Genomic DNA, 17,434 nt, shown 5'->3' on the forward strand with positions numbered 1-17,434 from the left:
GAAGCACCATTCGATCACAGGCAACCGGGACGTCAGGGTCTGTGGTCCGGCACATCCGCATCGCCGGAGGCCTGCGAGACCGCGTCATCCACCGCATCAACGGAGGCATGCGTCTTGTCCGGATCGGCCACGGCCTCACCGCGGGCGATCATGCCGGCCTCATCGGACAGCGGGATCTCCTTGACGAGCCACGCGAGGAGGAACGCGATGATCAGGAACGGCACCAGATACCAGAACACCGGGGCCAGCGAGTCGGCGTAGGCGTTGACGATGCCGTCCTGCACCTGCTCGGGGAGCTGCTTCATGACGGCCGGGTCGAGCGTAGCGGTGGCCTGGCCGGCCTGCTCGGGGTTCGCGCCGGCCTCGGTGAACACCGTGGTCAGGTTCTCCGCGAGCTTGTTGGTGAAGATCGTGCCGAAGATCGCGACACCCAGCGCGCCACCGACCTCGCGGAAGTAGTTGTTGGTGCTGGTGGCGGTGCCGATCTCGTCGACGGGCACCGCGTTCTGCACCACGAGCACCACGACCTGCATGATCAGGCCGAGACCGAACCCGAAGACGAACAGCATCGCGCAGACGACCCACAGCGGGGTATTGCCCTGCAGCGTCGTCAGCCACAGCATCCCGACCACGGTGACAGCGGTACCGACGATCGGATAGATCTTGTACCGCTGGGTCTTCGCGATGAGGAGGCCCGACACGATCGTCGTGAGCATCAGGCCGGCCATCATCGGCAGCAGCAACAGGCCGGACACCGCTGCGGACGTACCGGACGACATCTGCAGGAACGTCGGCATGAACGCGATGGCCGCGAACATACCGAGACCGAGGACGAAGCCGATCGCGGTGGCGTTGACGAAGATCGAGTTGCGGAACAGCGACAGCGGGATGATCGGGTCCTGTGCGCGAGACTCGATGAGCACGAACAGGCACACTGCGACGAAGAGTCCGGCGCCGAACATCCACGTCAGCGGATCGGTCCACCCGCGATCGGCGCTGCCGCCGAAGTCGGTGAAGAAGATCAGGCATGTCGTCGCGACGGAGAGCGCCAGGACGCCGGGGACGTCGATCTTCTTGGTGGGCTTCTTGACCGGCAAGGTCAGCATGAACCACGAGATGACGAAGGCGATGATGCCGATCGGGATGTTGATGTAGAAGCACCACTCCCACGTCAGGTGGTCGACGAAGAATCCGCCGAGGAGTGGCCCGCCGACAGCGGCGAGCCCGAAGATCGCGCCCATCGGACCCATGTACTTACCGCGTTCGCTGGCCGGGACGATGTCGGCGATGATCGCCTGCGACAGGATCATCAGGCCACCGCCGCCGAGGCCCTGCATGGCGCGGAACACCACGAAGGTCCAGAAGTCGTCGGTGAATGCGCAGCCCACCGAGGCCAGCGTGAAGACCGCGATCGCGATGAGGAACAGATAGCGGCGCCCGAAGATGTCGCCGAACTTGCCGTACACGGGCATGACGATCGTGGTGGCGAGCAGATATGCGGTGGTGATCCATGCCTGGTGCTCGACTCCGCCGAGCTGACCGACGATCGTCGGCATCGCGGTGGAGACGATGGTCTGGTCGAGGCTGGCCAGAAGCATGCCGGCGATCAGCGCACTGAAGATGATCCAGATACGTTTCTGGGTCAGAACCAAAGGTTCGTCGGTGGTGGTGGTCACGGGGTTCCTGTCGGATCGGTGAGGTCGAGCGGTTGTCCGAAGAGCTGACGGGCGATGGAGATGTTGTGTACCAGTAGATCCTCGAACGAGCTGTTGTTGTCGTCGCTGAAGAATTCGTCGACGGTATTGAAAGTCAGCGAGAGGGTGACGCCCACGATCGCGCGCGGGAGCGGATCGTCGGGTGGGAGACCTTCTCTCTCGGCCACGAGAAGTGCGAACTCGCGCTGCTGCGTTTCACTGACGGCCAGGAGCTTGGCCAGCAGCTGCGGTTCGGTGCGGACGATGTCGCGGAACAGTTGGTGTCGCTGCCGAGTGAAGTCGTTGTGGCGGGCTCGGGTGAGTACGAGCCGGGTGATGTCACTGAGCAGGGTGGGCGACAATCCGACGTGGTCGCCTGCGCCGCGTGCGACGAACCGGTCCTGATCCTCCCGGTCGAACCCGACTTCGTGTTCGCCGAAGACGGCGTCTTCCTTCGTGGGGAAGTAATTGAAGAAGGTGCGTCGCGAGATGCCGACGTGATCGCAGAGTTCCTCGACCGTGAAACCCGACAGGCCTCGGTCGGCCGTGAGTGCGCGTGCGTGTGAGACGAGGGCGTCGTAGGTCCGTTGCATACGCGGGCTCCGCGGACCGCCCGTCAAGGTTGCACCTTCGCTCACAAGGTGCAGTTTTGCACTCACTTGCTATGGAGTGCAAAGAGTGGACCTCAGGTGAACCACGACCGGGTCGGAGGCTTGACCCACATGATCCGCTCGTCGAGGTGGTCGCGTGCCGCAGACGGATGATCCGGATGCGTCTGCGCCCACGCAGTCTTCTCGTCGAGCAGTGAGGCGACCAGTGTCCACGTCTCCATCGACCGCGGTGGATGCGCATCGGCGGCACGGGCCAACCTGCGGCGGTTGTCCTCGGTCATCGCGAGCAGATCGGCGCCCGTGATGCCCCGATGCCACGCGAACCGTGCCAGCCCCAGCGCCTTGTCCCGACGGTTCTTCTCCGCCCGATCGGTGTGGGCGAAGTCGGCGTCGCTCATGTCTGCACCTCCTGTGTCCACCCCATGATCCGTCCTCATGATGACGGCTCGCCCGCCGGTCGTTGACATCGTGCGCTGCCCGGCTCACGCTCATGGGGTGGGCCTTCCCGAGGGAACACCGAAAGAAGTTGTCGCACAAGCAGCCGAACCGCCGCGCGTGCCCGAATTCGACTCCACCGTCGGAGTGGCGGTGCGGGTGGATGCCCGCGGCACACCACCACACAAGTTCGTGGCGCTCGGAGATTCGCTCCTGCAGGGGTTCCAGAGCGGTGCCGTCTACCGGACCGACGTGTCGGTGCCCGCGATCGTCGCCTACGAACTCGGCGTGCTCGACTCGTTCCGCTATCCGCGCTACGGAGGGCCGGGTGGACTACCGCTGAATGTCGAACTCATGCTCCGACGCCTCGAACAGCGCTATGGGCCGCAGCTGAAGCCGTGGGAGATTCCGGCGGCGCTGTTCACTCTGCGTGACTTCATGGACGAGGTCGAGGACTACTGGGAGCGCGGCCCCGGAGCGATCGCTCCGGTGATCGGCAGCTACAACCAGAATCTGTCGTGCTACGGCTGGGATCTACGCGACGCCCTCGAGAAGACCGCCGCCGACTGCGCGGCCCGCATCGCGACACCCAGCGACAACTTCCTCGACCAGATCGTGGAGAACAACGGTGACCGCGCGGCCATGCGCGTCTACCCGCACTGGGCGCCGGCGCAGGAAGCGATGACGTTGTTCGACGCGGCCGCAGCCCTCGGCGACGACCATGGCGACGACACCGACAGCGGCATCGAGACGCTCGTCGTCTTCCTCGGTTCCAACAACGCACTGGGCACCGTCACCCAACTGCGTGTCGCGTGGAGCGGCGCCGAGTACAAGGACCTCGACCGCAAGAACTCCTACACGATCTGGCGACCCGAGCACTTCGACGCCGAGTTTGCGGACATCGTGCGACAGGTACGCCGGATTTCCGCGCGACACGTCATCCTCTGCACGATCCCGCATGTCACCATCGCCCCGATCGCACGAGGTCTCGGCGACAAGAGCGGTTCGCGGTACTTTCCCTATTACACGCGCCCCTGGATCGACGAACAACACTTCGACGCGGCACGCGACGAACACATCACGGGGGAGCAGGCACACGTCGTCGACACCGCGATCGACCACTACAACAACACGATCCAGCAGGCTGTCGCCGATGCGCGGCGTGACGGCCGCGACTGGCATCTGCTCGACGTCGCGGGTGTGCTCGAACGCCTCGCCGCGCGCCGCTACCGTGACGACCTCAGTGCCCGGCCCGCGTGGTGGACGCCCTATCCGATGCCCCCCGCCCTCGCAGCGCTCGATCCCGTCCCCGACACACGGTTCCTCACCGCCGACGGCAAGGGCGGACGAGCGACCGGCGGCCTGTTCTCACTCGACGGAGTTCATCCCACCACCGTCGGCTACGGAATCCTCGCGCAAGAGGTCATGACGATCATGGCGAGCGCAGGAGTCGAGTTCCGTCACCCGAACGGCGAGGTACGCACCGACTCGACGGTGGATTTCGAACGCCTCCTCCGTCAGGACACGCTCGTACAGAGTCCGCCGCAGAACATCGACAGTGCGCTGTCGATTCTCGGGTGGGCGGACGAGGTGCTCGACCTGTTCCGACGACTCCTCCACCGTGGTGTGTGAGTCACCCGAAAGGTTCTCGAAGTTTTTTCGTCTGTCGTGTCGATCGGCGTCTGCGTTGTTCGACGTGTAGACATCAGGGACCGAAAGGCGGTCCACGGGATTCACAGAACGAGGGAGTTCTCATGAAGTACATGCTGATCATGCGCGCCACCGACGCCGCCATCGAAGCGTCCAAGAACATGGATTTCGACGAGATCATCAACGCGATGGGTCAGTACAACGAATCGCTCATCAAGGCCGGCGTCCTGCTTGCCGGCGAGGGGCTCGCCGAGGCGGAGGAGGGGTTCGTCGTCGATTTCGACTCCGAGACACCGCTCGTCACCGATGGTCCCTACGGCGAGACGAAGGAACTGTTCAACGGCTTCTGGATCATCCAGACCTCCACCAAGGAGGAAGCCGCCGAGTGGGCGAAGCGGTGCCCCCTCGGACCGGGCAGCAAGCTCGAGGTGCGTCGTGTGCACGAGAACGAGGATTTCGACCAGGACAACGAGTACATCCAGAAGGAACAGGTCTGGCGTGAGGAACTCGGCACCGAGCGCCCGGTCGTCGGCTGAGTGATGGCCGGCTGAGTGATGACGGACGAGGCGACACTTCGCGCGCGACGCGCGGTGGACGCGGTGTGGCGGATCGAATCGGCGAAGATCGTCGCGACCCTCACCCGCAAGGTCGGGGATCTCGATTTCGCCGAGGATCTCGCGGGGCAGGCTCTGCTCGAAGCGGTCGAGCAGTGGCCTGCCGCGGGAGTTCCCCGGAACCCGGCCGCGTGGTTGACCTCCGTCGCCACCCGCCGCGCCATCGACACGTGGCGACGACAGGAACGCCTCGACGCGCGACACGCGCACATGGCGCGGGAACTCGAGAACGATGCGTCGCACTTCGACGATCCCTCGTGGGATCCCGACCGCATCGACGACGACGTCCTGCGCCTGATGTTCATGACGTGCCATCCGGTGCTGGGGCGGAAAGCGCAAGTGGCGTTGACGCTTCGTCTCGTCGGCGGTTTGACGACCGGAGAGATCGGCCGCGCATTCCTGACGCCGATGTCGACGGTGCAGCAGCGCATCGTCCGAGCAAAGAAGACACTCACGGCCGCGAAGGCCGTGTTCGAGGTGCCGGGTCGCGACGAATTCGCGACCAGGCTCTCGGCAGTGCTCGGTGTGCTGTATCTGGTGTTCAACGAGGGTTATGCGGCCAGCTCGGGAGACGAGTGGCTGCGTCCTGATATCAGTGCGGAGGCGTTGCGGATCGCGAGGATCCTCGCCGAACTCGTCCCGAACGAGCCGGAGGCGCACGGGCTGGTCGCGCTCATGGAGCTCACCGCATCGCGGTTCCCCGCACGAACCACGCCGTCGGGGGAACCGATCCTTCTGGCCGACCAGGACCGCACCAAGTGGGACCGCGGGCAGATCACCCGCGGTCTCGCGGCATTGGACCGCGCTGATGCGATCGGTCGTGGTCGCGGACCATACGGTCTCCAGGCCGCGATCGCGGAATGCCACGCGCGCGCAGCAGAATTTTCGGACACCGATTGGAAACGGATCGTGCTGCTGTACGAGGCGCTGCAGCGTCTGGCACCGTCGCCGGTGGTGGATCTCAACCATGCGGCAGCAGTCTCGATGGCGTACGGGCCGGGGCCCGCGCTCGAGTATGTCGACAAGATAGTTGCGTCAGGGAAGCTCGCTGGATATCACCTGCTTCCGAGCGTGAGAGGGGATCTTCTCGCACAGCTGGGGAGGAATGAGGAGGCCCGGGCCGAACTGCGCGCGGCGGCCGAGGCAACAGGGAACGAGCGCGAACGCGCCGTCCTCCTGGCGAAGGTGGATGAACTGGACCTGAGGTCGCTCGGGGCAGGGTAGCCAGGTGCAGGTAGCTCTAGGTGAGGGTGACGATGTGTTCGTGCCCCGCGACTGCGGCCTGAAGCTTCTTGCGCGAGAGTGTGCGCGGCCCACATCCGCAGCCGGCGGGAAGCTCGTCGTCTTCGAACTGGGTGGCTTCGACGGTGTCGACGAACTTGTCGTCGAGTGAGTCGTTGCCACGATTGTTGGCTTCGCGGTCGCGGGAGCCGTGGCCGCCCGGTCCGACTCCGCACACCACCACCGGGCCTTCCTCCGTCTTGTAGACGGCGGCGACCGTGTGGCTCTTGGGGCATCGCACTTTCAGGACAGCGTGATCGCTGCGTTGTCGCCCGAGGTCCTTGATGGCCTGGAGTGCCTTTCGTCGTCGTTCGGTGGGTGGCGTCTCAGCGATGTTCATCGCTCCATTCCACCGCAGATACGCGAATTCCACCACGGTTCCGTCGAACCAATCGTGATCGATATTCGGACGTAACCGACGATCTTCCTATTGTGCTGGCGCAGTGCTTCTTTCGACATCAATCACTTCCTGAGCCCGTCGAGGAGCAAGGTGAGGCCGGCGCCGAGGAGCCAGACGTCCTTCGCGAGCGCGGTGCCGTCCTGGGTGGGCTTCGGAGAACCGTCTTCGTGCATTCCGGGTGTTCGCCAGTACATCGTCATCATGCCGCCGCCGAACGCCGTCAGGGCCGCGCCGGCGAGGAACGGCGGCACGATCGGAGTCAGCAGAGCCGCGCCGATTCCCATCTCGGACGTACTCAGAAAAGTTCCGAACGTCCTGGCGTCCATCTTCTTGAACGCCGGAAAGGCATTTCCGGCCATGCCCTGCAGGGCGGTTGCGTTCTCGACCGGGAGGTTCCGTTTACCCAGACCCGAGTTGAGGATGAAGGCTCCCGTCGCAACGCGGAGCGGAATGTGGTGCAGTCGCACGAGGTACCTCTTTCGAACCGATGAGAGCGTCGCGTCGATCAGTCGATGACGGCATGCTGGGTTCGGGCCAATCGCCAGTGGTCCGGGCCGGGCAGCTGGAACAGGATCCTCCCCACATCTTGCTGGACACCATCGCTGTTTTCGCACGTCGCACTCACGGTGTGAGTGCCTTCGCTGACGTCTGTGAACTCGATGGCGCCGTACGTGACCGTATTCATGTCGAGACTCCTCGTCCCCGCACTCAGGATCGAGGCCCTGCACGTGTAGGGCCAATCCCTGTCGGGGGACTGGTGATAATTGAACCGGACCTGCACCGAATCCTCTTTGGTGAAGACCGCCCAGCTCACCGTCGTTTCGATATCTGCCGACGCCGCCGGCGCCAAACTCGTCAGTACTACCAGCGGCGCTGCGAGAGCAATCGCTGCGCGCCGGACTCTTCGCCCATCCATTCGTCTTACCTCCGAACACGGCTCAGGTTCCGACCCGATTTCCATGATGGGCGGTGTCGTGGGAGGCGGGTGTTGCAAACCGTGGCGTTTGTAAGGGACCCGTAACACACGGTCGACGCGGTGTCCTCGCTGTGATGCCGAGCGTCACGAAAGCGCAACGCCGACCAGGCGGATTCCGATGCGCTGCGCCCGACAGGCCGTCAGGGAAGCGTGAGCGGGCCGATGGCGACGTGGTTGCACGCGACGAGAGTCAGGTGCATGACCAAGAGTCCGCCGGCGATCTTCGCGGCCGTGATCAGCCAGCCACGAGGGTTGTCGTCGACGGTCGGCGGCGCTTCCGTCTGGACCACTGCTGCCGGCGGCCCCGAACTGGTGGCGAGGTGCGTATGGGCGGTCCACTGTTCGCCGTCCCACCAGCGGATAAGTCGTGCGGTCTCGGGGTCGGAATACCAGCCGGGCGGCGGGGTGATCATGAGCTCCTGGATCCTTTCGTCCGATAATTATCCGGACTGGATCCGGCGGCGTTACACCGAAGAATTGAGGTGTGCGTCACTCCCTGAGCGGGCCGTCCGGACCCTTGACAACGTACAACCATTTGGTTGTATATTGGGGTCGTGAACGGAGCTGACGAGGACCGGGCCGACGCCCTGTTCCATGCTCTTGCCGACCGGACGCGACGCGACATCATGCGCCGGGTGCTGGCGGGGGAGAGCTCGGTTTCCGCACTCGCGGCGAACTACGAGATGAGTTTCGCCGCGGTTCAGAAGCACGTTGCCGTGCTGGAGAAGGCAGGGCTGCTGACCAAGCGACGCAGTGGTCGCGAGCAGTTGGCGAGCGGCGACGTGGAGGCGGTGCGATCGGTGGCGTCCATGCTCACCGAGCTCGAACAAGTGTGGCGTGGCCGCATCGCGCGCATCGACGAACTCATCGCATCCGACTCGACCAAGGAGGGCTGAACTATGCCTGTTACTGACGTCAAGCAAGATCTCGACAACCTGACCCTGACCATCACCGCAGACTTCGCCGCACCCGTGGAGCGCGTATGGCAGGTCTACGCCGACCCGCGTCAGCTGGAGAAGATCTGGGGCCCGCCCGGATACCCCGCGACCGTGGTCGACCACAACCTCAGGCCTGGTGGTCGGACGACCTACTACATGACCGGCCCTGAGGGCGAGAAATACGCCGGATACTGGCAGGTCGCGGCAGTCGACCAGCCACGGAGCTTCTCGTTCGCCGACGGATTCGCCGACGAGGATTTCAATCCGGCACCGGAACTGCCGGTGTCCGAGAACGTCTACACCTTCGTCGAACACGACGGTGGCACCCGGGCGACGTACGTGAGCACTTTCGAATCGGCCGATGCATTGCAGAAGGTGCTGGACATGGGTGTGGTCGAGGGGGCCACGTCGGCGATCGGCCAGATCGACGACCTTCTCGCTTCCTCATAGCGGCACGCGAGTGGAGGCGGTCGGGCCATCAGCCGGGTGGCACGGCCGCCTTCACCGACTCGATCAGCTCGTAGGCGATGCGGGTCGCGTCATCGGACGATCCGTTCTCGATCGCGCGGACCAGATCCCGATGGGCATCGCCGATGCCGGGCCCCTCGGGGAATGTGGAGGCGTGCATCAGCGGGGCGTTCAGCACTTCGGCCACCGCGGCATGGAGGCGAGCGAGTAGCGGATTTCCGCTGGCGTGGACGACCGCACGGTGAAAGTCGGTGTCGGCCTTGGTGTATGCGTTGAGATCGCCGGCCTCGTGCGCACGTGTGCGTGCATCGAGTGCCGCTGACATTGCCGCGCGCGCTTCGGGCGTGGAGTGTTGGGCGGCCAGCCGCGCACTGATGGCCTCGAGTCCCGCTCGCGTATCCAGAACGTGGTCGAGCGCGGTGGAATAGTCGTCGCGGACGAGCACTCCGGTGATCTCGTTGGTTGCGCGGACGTAGGTGCCGTCCCCTACCCGGGGTTCGAGCAGGCCCGTGATGGTCAGTCCACGCAGCGCTTCGCGCACCGTGCCCCGGGGGTGCCTCGACGGCCTGCCGTGTGGGCAGTGGTCGCGGGTATGGGAACCGGTGCCTCACGTGTCGTCGCGTTGTCGCTGATCGGTCTTCGCGGGCGAACTCAGTACGAGACGACTCAGCTGTCCGGCATGGCACAGTCCGTCGGCTATCTCCTCGCCTCGGCCGGTCCGATCGGTGCGGGCTACCTCGCCGAAGGCACCGGCGGGTGGACGGTGCCGCTCCTCCTCATCGTTCTCCTCGCGACAGTCCAGATCGCCGTCGCAGTACCGGCCGGCCGGGGTCGTGAGAAGCCGACTGCCGTGTGAGTGTTGTGGCGCGTCAGGGGACGAACACTTCGGTCGATACCGGGAGGCTGGGGCGGTCGGTCCGCAGAGTGAGCTGAACCCGTCCCGGACCCGTATTCACAAGCACATTCATCGGCCGGGTGCTCGTGTGGCTCGCGGGAATGAACTGATTCACCGAGCCGCTCCGGCCGGTGTCGAGGTTCTGCCAATCGACGATTGCGGTGACGTCGCAGGCCAGGATGGTCGGCGCCCACTCACCCAGCGGTGAGAAGCCCTGCGAGATGCGCAGGTCGACGGCATGGGTGGCCCCGGGAAAAGTGGAGTAGTGGTAGAGCGGGCCGTCGAACGCGGTCCCGGAGGCAATCATCACGCCTGCGCAGATGCCGTTCCCCAACGTCAACACCGGGGCCATCCCGACGTCTGTCATGGCGCAGGATCGGGGGCCGACATTCGACCATCCGAGCTGACATGGATCGGCGGCACCGGCCACGCCCGGTGCCGCAACGAACATCGCAGTGCCCAGGAACCCGGCAGCAGCAGCTGAAGTAATGCGATGTGAAATTTTCATGTCCAGAACATCGTGCGGAGAACAGAATTCATTACATCAACAGCGGCCTGCTCGCGTCGCGAACGAATTCCTGTCGGTGGACGCACCTATGGTCGACCACCGACAGACCGACGGCCCACAGATCAGGAGGCAGCGATGGGGACATGGGGTTTCGGACCGTTCGAGAACGATGGAGCAGGCGACCTGCTCGCGTCGCTTCGGGCGGGCGACTTCGACATCGACCAGTACAGCACTCATGTCGACGACGGGTACCTGGAAGCGGACGATGCCCAAGCCGCCGTTGCAGTGGCCGAGGTCCTCGCCGTGGCACACGGGCTCCGGCCGGCATGCTCGCAGCTCGACGGTATCGACGCCGCTGCGTTCGCTCGATCGTTGACGCCGGATCACCGCGCGTGGATTCTCGAGACACTTGCGCGCACGATCGCCGGCAGCGACACGTCGGAGCTTCACGAACTGTGGGCAGAGAACGGTCCGGAGGACCTCGAGATGTGGCGGTTGCCGATTGCGACCAGGGTGGAAGGTCTCGGATCGCTCAGCTGATCGCGTTCGATTACCCGTGCAGGGTGCACGAACCGATCCCAGATCTCGGACCAGGGTGCGACCATTGGCGATCGCAGCGGGCGCCTGGATGCAGTGCTGCGTTCGGTTCGGTTCGGACTGACACCCGAGTACGGCTGTCGGTGGCGCATGGCACGGTTGGTCCATGTTCGAGATGACCGCCGCAGCAGCCCGGCGCACCGCCGTTGCCGCCCAGGGCTTTGCAGACCGGCGCCCGGCCGGGCCGGCCACTCGGAGGCACGTGCTCCGGGCCGTCGACCGGACGGCCCTCCTGCAGATCGACTCCGTCTCCGTGGCTGTTCGCGCGCACTACATGCCGGTGTTCAGCCGGATCGGTGCCTACGACCGCGATGTCCTCGATGTCGCGGCATGGCGCCACAGTGCGCGAGCGCCCCGAGCTCTCGTCGAGTACTGGGCACACGAAGCAGCGCTGATCCCCGTCGAGGACTGGCCGCTGATGCGGTGGCGGATGCAGCGCTACTCCGGGGGCCGATGGGCAGGCGAACGTCGCGTTCTCGAACGCAACCCCACCCTCGGCAGAGACATCCTCGACGTGATCACCGCGGTCGGGGCTGCGTCGGCGGGCGAGATCGAGAAGCATCTGCAGGTCGAACCATCGGGCGGCCGCGGACCCTGGTGGGGACGCAGCGACGTCAAGGTGGTCTGCGAGCAGCTCTTCGCAGTGGGCGAGCTGTCGGTGGACCGCCGGGTCGCGTTCAGCCGCTACTACGACCTTGCTGAACGGGTACTGCCGGCCGATGTGCTCGCCACACGAATCGACGAGGAGGATGCCATCCGGGAGCTCCTTCGCGGATCTGCGCGGGCGCTCGGCATTGCGACAGTCGCCGACCTGCGCGACTACTATCGGCTGTCTGCCAGCCAGACCCGCCCTGCCGTTGCAGATCTCGTCGACGAGGGCACCCTGGTCCCCGTCATGGTCCGAGGTTGGAACGAGCCCGCCTACCTGCACTCGGAAATGCCCGTGCCGCGTCGCGCACGCGGTACGGCGCTCTTGTGCCCGTTCGACCCACTGGTTTTCCACCGGCCCCGTACCGAGCGGATCTTCGGCTTCCGGTACCGCCTCGAGATCTACACACCGGAGCACAAACGTGTGCACGGGTACTACGTCTACCCGTTCCTCCTGGGCGGGGAACTTGTTGCGCGCGTAGATCTCAAGGCAGACAGAGCAGGAGATGCGCTGTGTGTTCCGGGCGCTTTCGTCGAGGAAGGGGCAGATGTCGGCGCCGTGGCAGAGGCACTCGCGGCCGAGTTGCGGGCGATGGCGAACTGGCTCGGTCTCTCCGATGTCGTGGTCGGGGAGCGCGGCGACCTGGCCGCGAAACTCGCTGCTCAGTTGTGAGGCGGATCGTCCGCTTGTCGCTCGACCGGGCGCGCCCGCGTATTTCCCGTCACCGTGAGTGGAAGCGATGACACCAGCGCGCGCGTGTTCTACGTTCGGCGGACAGGTGTATCGACGAGAAGAGTAGGGCACATGGATCTCGGATTGAGCGGTAAGCGGGCGATCGTGACAGGCGGTAGCCGGGGCATCGGGCGAGCGGTGGCCAGAGGTCTTGCACTGGAAGGTGTGGATGTCGCGCTTGCGGCTCGCAGCGCGGATGCGCTCTCCGCGGCTGCGACGGAGCTGTCGCAGGAGACCGGACGTCGAGTGATCGGTGTCCCCACCGACACCGGCGACGAGGAATCCGTGCGCGCGCTCGTGCAGACGGTGGTCGACGAACTCGGAGGTGTCGACATCTTGGTGAACTCTGCTGCGACGCCATGGAGTTCGGGGAAACCGCGCGATTTCGCGTCGACCACCGATGATCTGGTCCGCGAGGAGGTCGAGATCAAAGTCCTGGGTTATCTGCGCACAGCGCGGGAGGTGGCACCGCACGGGATCAACGTCACCGTAGTGCATCCAGGTCTCACCCGGACCGAGCGTCTGACCGATCGGCTCACGGCGCAGTCGGAGACCGAAGGGACCTCGGTGGCCGACCTCGAAGAACGTCTTGTGACGAACTCGATCGGGTGGATCGTGGACGCGTCCGAGGTTGCCGACGTCGTGACCGGAGAACGTAGCGCGCAAGCCCGGTCCTTCAGGGCCGGGTTAGCGCATCAATCATGTCGGTGGTCGTGGCTATGGTCTCGCTGTGCAGCTTCGATACCAGTACCGCGTCTATCCGACGCCCGGGCAGCAGGACATGCTGGCCCGGTCGTTCGGATGTGCACGGGTGGTGTTCAACGATGCGCTGCGCGCACGGCAGGACGCGTACGTGTCTGGGGTGAAGCTCTCGGACACCGACGTGCAGAAACAGGTGGTCACCGAGGCGAAGAAGACCCCACAACGGGCGTGGCTGGCCGAAGTAGCGTCGGTAGCGCTGGTGCAGTCGGTGCGCGACTCGGCAGTGGCCTACCGCAACTGGTTCGACTCGATGTCGGGGAAGCGCAAGGGCCGCAAGGTCGGCCCGCCGCGGTTCAAGTCCCGCAAAGACAACCGGCAGGCGATCCGGCTCACCCGCAACGGGTTTTCACTTCGCCCGAACCGGAAGCTGTATATCGCGAAGGTGGGTGAACTGGAGGTGGCGTGGTCGCGGGAGTTGCCGTCGACGCCGTCGAGCGTGTCCATCATCAAGGACCCGGCGGGTCGGTACTTCGCCAGTTTTGTGGTCGAGACGACCGACGATCCGTTGCCGGAGTGCGATGCGGAGGTGGGGATCGACCTGGGTTTGACGACGTTCGCGGTGCTCTCGGACGGGAAGGTCATCGAGTCCCCGAAGTTTTTCCGCCGCGCCGAACGCACACTCCGCAAGGCGCAGCAGAGTCTGTCCCGCAAGCAGAAGGGATCGAAGAACAGGGTCAAGGCGCGCATCCGTGTCGCCAAGGCCCACGCCAAGGTGGCCGACGCCCGCAACGACTGGGCACACAAGCAGTCCATGGCGATCATCCGCGAGAACCAAGCGGTGTTCGTCGAGGACTTGTGTGTCACCGGGCTGGCGCGGACGCGGTTGGCGAAGTCGGTGCACGACGCCGGGTGGGCGATGTTCACCCGGCTGCTCGAGGAGAAGGCCACCCGGTACGGGCGCACCTTCGTCAAGGTGGACCGCTTCTACCCGTCGAGTCAGCTGTGCTCGGCGTGCGGGAAGAAGGACGGCCCGAAACCGCTCTCGATTCGGGAGTGGCAGTGCACGGCGTGCGGGGTGGTCCACGACCGCGATCTCAACGCCGCCAAGAACATCCACGCGGCCGGACGGGCCGAGTGGTTAAACGCTTGCGGAGGGACCGTAAATCCTGCCGCTTAGCGGGAGGTAGGTCCCTGTGAAACAGGAACCCACCGGAGTGGCGCGTAGCGCTGCAGGAGGAATCCCGGTCGTTCACGGCCGGGAGGACGTCAAGTTCCTTGCTTCCCCTCAGGGGTGTCGCGATCACGGGGCCGGTACTGGGCAAGACTCTGCAGTGCATGGCGGGCGACGAGCACCGAAGGAACCGTGCGCTGGTCTCGCCGCCCTTTCGTCGCAGGCAGGTGGCGGAGTACATCTCACCGTTGTTGAAGCCACTCGCGCATGAACTGATCGATCGGTTCGCCGACCGCGGGAGCGTCGACCTCGTCGCCGAGTTCACAACCCGGTACCCGGTTCTGCTGATCAGCAGGTTGTTGGGACTGCCGATCGCAGACGAATCGGTGGTGTACCGCTGGGCACACGACCTCTTCTTCTTTCCTCTCGATCCCACTGCGGCGATGCGGGCGTCCGAGGAGTTCACGGGCTTCGTCACGCCGATCATCGCCGAGCGCAGGCGCAGGCCCGGCGACGACCTGATCTCGGTTCTGTTGACCGAAGATATCGAAGGCGAAACTCTCGACGACGACGAGGTCTTGTCCTTCCTGCGCCTGCTGTTCCCGGCGGGCGCCGACACCACGATGCTGGCCCTCGGCAATACCCTCTCCGCGCTACTCACGCACCCCGACCAGATGGAGATCCTGCGTTCGGATCTCGATGCTCACGCGGTGTGGGCGATCTGGGAAGGTTTGCGCTGGGAGCCGCCAGTCGGACTGCTGCCGCGCGTGTGTCCCGAGGCGACCGTGTGGAACGGGATCGACCTTCCGGCGGCGACTCCGATGATCTTCTCGATCAACGCCGCCCTGCGCGACCCCGCGGTGTTTCCGGATCCGGATGGATTCGACATCACCCGTCGAAAGCAGGCCCAACTCGCTTTCGGACAGGGCCCGCACAGTTGCGCCGGCAACTGGCTCGCACTTGCGGAACTCGAGACCGCGCTGGTCGCGCTGCTGGAACGCTTGCCCGAGTTGCGGTTCCGAGATGGCACTGCAGGCCGGGCGGGAGTCACCAGTCAGGTGGGTGTCGCGCTGCGTGGTCCCAATGAGCTTGCCGTGGAGTGGGATCTGTGATCCGGAGTCGAATCACCAACCCTTGATCGCAGTCCCGTCCCACAATGGATCGGACAACAGTTCCGGCGCAGGACCGACGAAGGCGCGTGCGGCGTCGGTGTCGTCGGTGAGAGTGAAGCGCAGCCACGCGGTGAGGTAACCGCGGAATCCTCCACCGTCAGTGGGCCAGTTGTGCCCCACCCCCAGCAGGCGGGCACGGGCCGCGGGCACCGGGCTCGCGGCGTAATAGGCGGCCTGTGGAACAGCCGTCGAGACCGGATCCTCGGCCCCCGTCAGGTAGAACACGGGACTTGTCAGTCGAGTCACATCGACCGCGTCGACGGGTCGAGTCGCCCACCAGGGATCCGGCAGGTCGAGGACAGCGGTGGACGTGATGAGTCCGTCGGAGTCGGTGCTGGCGTTGATCGCACCTCCCGACCCCTGCGAATGCCCGACGGCAGCGACGCGAGTGATGTCGATGCGATCGTGGAAAACGCTCTCCGGGTTGTCGTTCTGCGCAAGGATGTAGCGCGCTGCCGCCAGAATCTCGGTTCCGTCGCCGGTGACGCTGCTGTCGGCGACCACGACGACGAAGCCCCAGGACGCCAGGTGGCGAAGCAACTCTTCGTATTGTTCGTACGTCGCGTAACTTCCGTTGCCGAAGGTGACCACCGGAAGGCGTTCGTCGTAGGTAACGATGTCGGAGGGATAGAACATCTGATATCCGGGCACCGCCACCGAGGCGACGGTGTGGATACCGGTGTCCGCGTAGAGGTCGCTGACCGAGTGCCGTTCCGGAGCACCGGGAGCCGCCGGGGACCCCGCCGTGGGAACTGATGCGATGGCAGGCGTCGAGAATCCGGACGCCACCGCGATGATCACCGCGAGAATTGCTGTCCGAATGTGGCCGGTGGGCGGCAGTGGTCGTCGAAACGTCACGGCCCAACCCTAGTCGGAGTTCTCGGCCGGCCAACTCACCACGACGGTCGAAGATCGGAGAACATGTTCCCATGACATCGACGCCTCTGCCCGGACACCCGGCACCAGAACCCTCGCGCCGGTACCTGCCGTGGATTGTCGCGGTGGCTGCTGTGGTGGTGATCGTGGATCAGCTCACCAAGTGGTGGGCGGAATCGACCTTGAGTGACGGTCGGGCAATACCGGTAATCGGTGAGTTCCTCCAGTGGAGACTCATCTACAACCCGGGTGCCGCATTCGGGATCGGTGGGCAGTTCACGTGGATTCTCACCGTGATCGCCGCTGCCGCCGTCGTCGGACTCTGCATCTTTGCCACCCGCGTGTTCAACCCTTTCTGGGCGCTCGGCGTGGCAGTACTCCTCGGGGGAGCGATCAGTCATCTCGGCGACCGCGTATTCCGCACGCCCGGCTTCGCGCGAGGCCACGTGGTGGACTTCATCGACTACAACGGATTCTTCGTGGGTAACGTGGCCGACATCGCCCTCGTCGGAGGGGCAGGCCTGCTGATCGTTCTGACGCTGGTGGGCGTCGATGCACGGCCTCGGGCTGATGCGGCCGACCACACCGGCGACGGACCCCACGCGTGACCGTCGGTCGCGATGTTCACCGACGTCGCGGCGAGCATCCAGTACCTGCAGCCCGGTCTGCGACGCTGACGGAGGCTGCTGCGAGCAGCGGTGTCGGTTGGTGATCAGTGGGACTACTGAAGGACATCGCCGATTCCGAGCCCGAGGGCGGCGGTCGCAACACTGACGATGAGCATCCCGCCGCTGTGGGCGAGCGCAGCACGCCAGCGTCCCGCGTGGAGTAGTCGTGGAATTACCCCTGAGCAGGCCGATATCCAGGACAGCGTAGATCTCATCCCGCGTGGGATGACCGAGTGCGTAGCCCGTGGGCAACCCGAGGAACAGACACGCTGTTGCATTGACCACGACAGTGCCCAACGGTGACCACCTGTTGTGGCGGTTGACTGCAGTGTCCACGAGAAACTGCGCCATGCCACCGAGTCCACCGGCAAGCGCGGTGAGAGCGAGGATCATTCGA

At 65.0% G+C, this 17,434-nt stretch carries 21 protein-coding genes and 1 pseudogene; 12 read left to right on the top strand and 10 right to left on the bottom strand.

Annotation, left to right across the window (positions count from 1 at the left end):
- Nucleotides 1–32: 32 nt before the first annotated feature.
- The 3 genes from ACZ46K_RS09145 to ACZ46K_RS09155 form a co-directional block, all read right to left on the bottom strand.
- Entirely contained in the window at nucleotides 33–1,676 is a 1,644-nt protein-coding gene (locus ACZ46K_RS09145) for an MDR family MFS transporter (RefSeq protein ID WP_464747776.1), read from the bottom strand.
- Entirely contained in the window at nucleotides 1,673–2,287 is a 615-nt protein-coding gene (locus ACZ46K_RS09150; protein WP_054806923.1) for a TetR/AcrR family transcriptional regulator, read from the bottom strand. The genes ACZ46K_RS09145 and ACZ46K_RS09150 overlap by 4 nt, the downstream gene beginning before the upstream one ends.
- 92 nt (nucleotides 2,288–2,379) lie before the next feature.
- Nucleotides 2,380–2,703, bottom strand: a complete 324-nt coding sequence (locus tag ACZ46K_RS09155) for a hypothetical protein (protein ID WP_054806925.1) — start codon at nucleotides 2,701–2,703, stop codon at nucleotides 2,380–2,382.
- Between the two features lie 40 nt (nucleotides 2,704–2,743).
- Between ACZ46K_RS09155 and ACZ46K_RS09160 the strand changes: the two genes are divergently transcribed.
- From ACZ46K_RS09160 to ACZ46K_RS09170, 3 genes are all read left to right on the top strand, one after another.
- Complete coding sequence (locus ACZ46K_RS09160) at nucleotides 2,744–4,372, top strand: hypothetical protein (RefSeq protein WP_464749277.1); 1,629 nt, start codon at nucleotides 2,744–2,746, stop codon at nucleotides 4,370–4,372.
- 122 nt (nucleotides 4,373–4,494) lie between these two features.
- A complete protein-coding gene (locus ACZ46K_RS09165; RefSeq protein ID WP_054807133.1) occupies nucleotides 4,495–4,926 on the top strand; it encodes a YciI family protein in 432 nt (143 codons plus the stop codon).
- Between the two features lie 18 nt (nucleotides 4,927–4,944).
- The gene (locus ACZ46K_RS09170; RefSeq protein ID WP_054807132.1) at nucleotides 4,945–6,228 is read left to right on the top strand and encodes an RNA polymerase sigma factor; all 1,284 of its coding nucleotides are present in this window, start codon (nucleotides 4,945–4,947) and stop codon (nucleotides 6,226–6,228) included.
- Nucleotides 6,229–6,244: 16 nt separating this feature from the next.
- Here ACZ46K_RS09170 and ACZ46K_RS09175 read toward each other — a convergent pair whose 3' ends face one another.
- The 4 genes from ACZ46K_RS09175 to ACZ46K_RS09190 all read right to left on the bottom strand — a co-directional run bounded on the left by ACZ46K_RS09175 (nucleotide 6,245) and on the right by ACZ46K_RS09190 (nucleotide 8,074).
- Entirely contained in the window at nucleotides 6,245–6,625 is a 381-nt protein-coding gene (locus tag ACZ46K_RS09175) for a hypothetical protein (RefSeq protein WP_054810074.1), read from the bottom strand.
- Nucleotides 6,626–6,747: 122 nt separating this feature from the next.
- A complete protein-coding gene (locus tag ACZ46K_RS09180; RefSeq protein ID WP_054807131.1) occupies nucleotides 6,748–7,152 on the bottom strand; it encodes a hypothetical protein in 405 nt (134 codons plus the stop codon).
- Nucleotides 7,153–7,190: 38 nt separating this feature from the next.
- Nucleotides 7,191–7,601, bottom strand: coding sequence for a hypothetical protein (locus ACZ46K_RS09185; protein WP_464747779.1), 411 nt, complete (start codon nucleotides 7,599–7,601; stop codon nucleotides 7,191–7,193).
- Nucleotides 7,602–7,801: 200 nt separating this feature from the next.
- Nucleotides 7,802–8,074 (bottom strand): DUF2510 domain-containing protein, encoded by a 273-nt coding sequence (locus ACZ46K_RS09190; RefSeq protein WP_054807129.1) that lies wholly within the window; start codon nucleotides 8,072–8,074, stop codon nucleotides 7,802–7,804.
- A 141-nt stretch (nucleotides 8,075–8,215) separates the two neighbouring features.
- On the opposite strand from ACZ46K_RS09190, the gene ACZ46K_RS09195 reads away from it, so the two are divergent.
- Nucleotides 8,216–8,557: an ArsR/SmtB family transcription factor gene (locus ACZ46K_RS09195; RefSeq protein WP_054807128.1), complete on the top strand. Its 342-nt coding sequence runs from the start codon at nucleotides 8,216–8,218 to the stop codon at nucleotides 8,555–8,557.
- 3 nt (nucleotides 8,558–8,560) lie between these two features.
- Nucleotides 8,561–9,049, top strand: a complete 489-nt coding sequence (locus ACZ46K_RS09200) for an SRPBCC family protein (protein WP_054810070.1) — start codon at nucleotides 8,561–8,563, stop codon at nucleotides 9,047–9,049.
- 28 nt (nucleotides 9,050–9,077) lie between these two features.
- Here ACZ46K_RS09200 and ACZ46K_RS09205 read toward each other — a convergent pair whose 3' ends face one another.
- Nucleotides 9,078–9,608, bottom strand: a complete 531-nt coding sequence (locus ACZ46K_RS09205) for a FadR/GntR family transcriptional regulator (protein WP_054810069.1) — start codon at nucleotides 9,606–9,608, stop codon at nucleotides 9,078–9,080.
- A gap of 12 nt (nucleotides 9,609–9,620) precedes the next feature.
- Here ACZ46K_RS09205 and ACZ46K_RS09210 point away from each other — a divergent pair, with 12 nt between their 5' ends.
- Nucleotides 9,621–9,923 carry a hypothetical protein gene (locus tag ACZ46K_RS09210; RefSeq protein WP_464747782.1) on the top strand — a complete coding sequence of 101 codons (303 nt, stop codon included), beginning with the start codon at nucleotides 9,621–9,623 and terminating at the stop codon, nucleotides 9,921–9,923.
- Nucleotides 9,924–9,936: 13 nt separating this feature from the next.
- Here ACZ46K_RS09210 and ACZ46K_RS09215 read toward each other — a convergent pair whose 3' ends face one another.
- Nucleotides 9,937–10,470 carry a hypothetical protein gene (locus tag ACZ46K_RS09215; RefSeq protein ID WP_464747784.1) on the bottom strand — a complete coding sequence of 178 codons (534 nt, stop codon included), beginning with the start codon at nucleotides 10,468–10,470 and terminating at the stop codon, nucleotides 9,937–9,939.
- Between the two features lie 135 nt (nucleotides 10,471–10,605).
- Between ACZ46K_RS09215 and ACZ46K_RS09220 the strand changes: the two genes are divergently transcribed.
- The 5 genes and pseudogenes from ACZ46K_RS09220 (at nucleotide 10,606) to ACZ46K_RS09240 (ending at nucleotide 15,433) form a co-directional block, all read left to right on the top strand.
- The gene (locus ACZ46K_RS09220; protein WP_054807125.1) at nucleotides 10,606–11,010 is read left to right on the top strand and encodes a DUF4259 domain-containing protein; all 405 of its coding nucleotides are present in this window, start codon (nucleotides 10,606–10,608) and stop codon (nucleotides 11,008–11,010) included.
- A gap of 163 nt (nucleotides 11,011–11,173) precedes the next feature.
- A complete protein-coding gene (locus ACZ46K_RS09225; RefSeq protein WP_464747786.1) occupies nucleotides 11,174–12,388 on the top strand; it encodes a winged helix-turn-helix domain-containing protein in 1,215 nt (404 codons plus the stop codon).
- A gap of 132 nt (nucleotides 12,389–12,520) precedes the next feature.
- Nucleotides 12,521–13,096, top strand: a pseudogene (locus ACZ46K_RS09230) (SDR family NAD(P)-dependent oxidoreductase); the annotation flags it as partial.
- Between the two features lie 82 nt (nucleotides 13,097–13,178).
- Nucleotides 13,179–14,327, top strand: coding sequence for an RNA-guided endonuclease InsQ/TnpB family protein (locus ACZ46K_RS09235; RefSeq protein ID WP_054805271.1), 1,149 nt, complete (start codon nucleotides 13,179–13,181; stop codon nucleotides 14,325–14,327).
- Nucleotides 14,328–14,425: 98 nt separating this feature from the next.
- Entirely contained in the window at nucleotides 14,426–15,433 is a 1,008-nt protein-coding gene (locus tag ACZ46K_RS09240; RefSeq protein WP_464747789.1) for a cytochrome P450, read from the top strand.
- A gap of 12 nt (nucleotides 15,434–15,445) precedes the next feature.
- On the opposite strand, the gene ACZ46K_RS09245 is transcribed toward ACZ46K_RS09240, so the two are convergent.
- The gene (locus tag ACZ46K_RS09245) at nucleotides 15,446–16,351 is read right to left on the bottom strand and encodes a poly(ethylene terephthalate) hydrolase family protein (RefSeq protein ID WP_464747791.1); all 906 of its coding nucleotides are present in this window, start codon (nucleotides 16,349–16,351) and stop codon (nucleotides 15,446–15,448) included.
- Nucleotides 16,352–16,422: 71 nt separating this feature from the next.
- Between ACZ46K_RS09245 and ACZ46K_RS09250 the strand changes: the two genes are divergently transcribed.
- Complete coding sequence (locus ACZ46K_RS09250; RefSeq protein WP_464747793.1) at nucleotides 16,423–16,977, top strand: signal peptidase II; 555 nt, start codon at nucleotides 16,423–16,425, stop codon at nucleotides 16,975–16,977.
- Nucleotides 16,978–17,434: the final 457 nt, after the last annotated feature.

The organism is Rhodococcus sp. JCM 9793 (genome assembly GCF_055380405.1).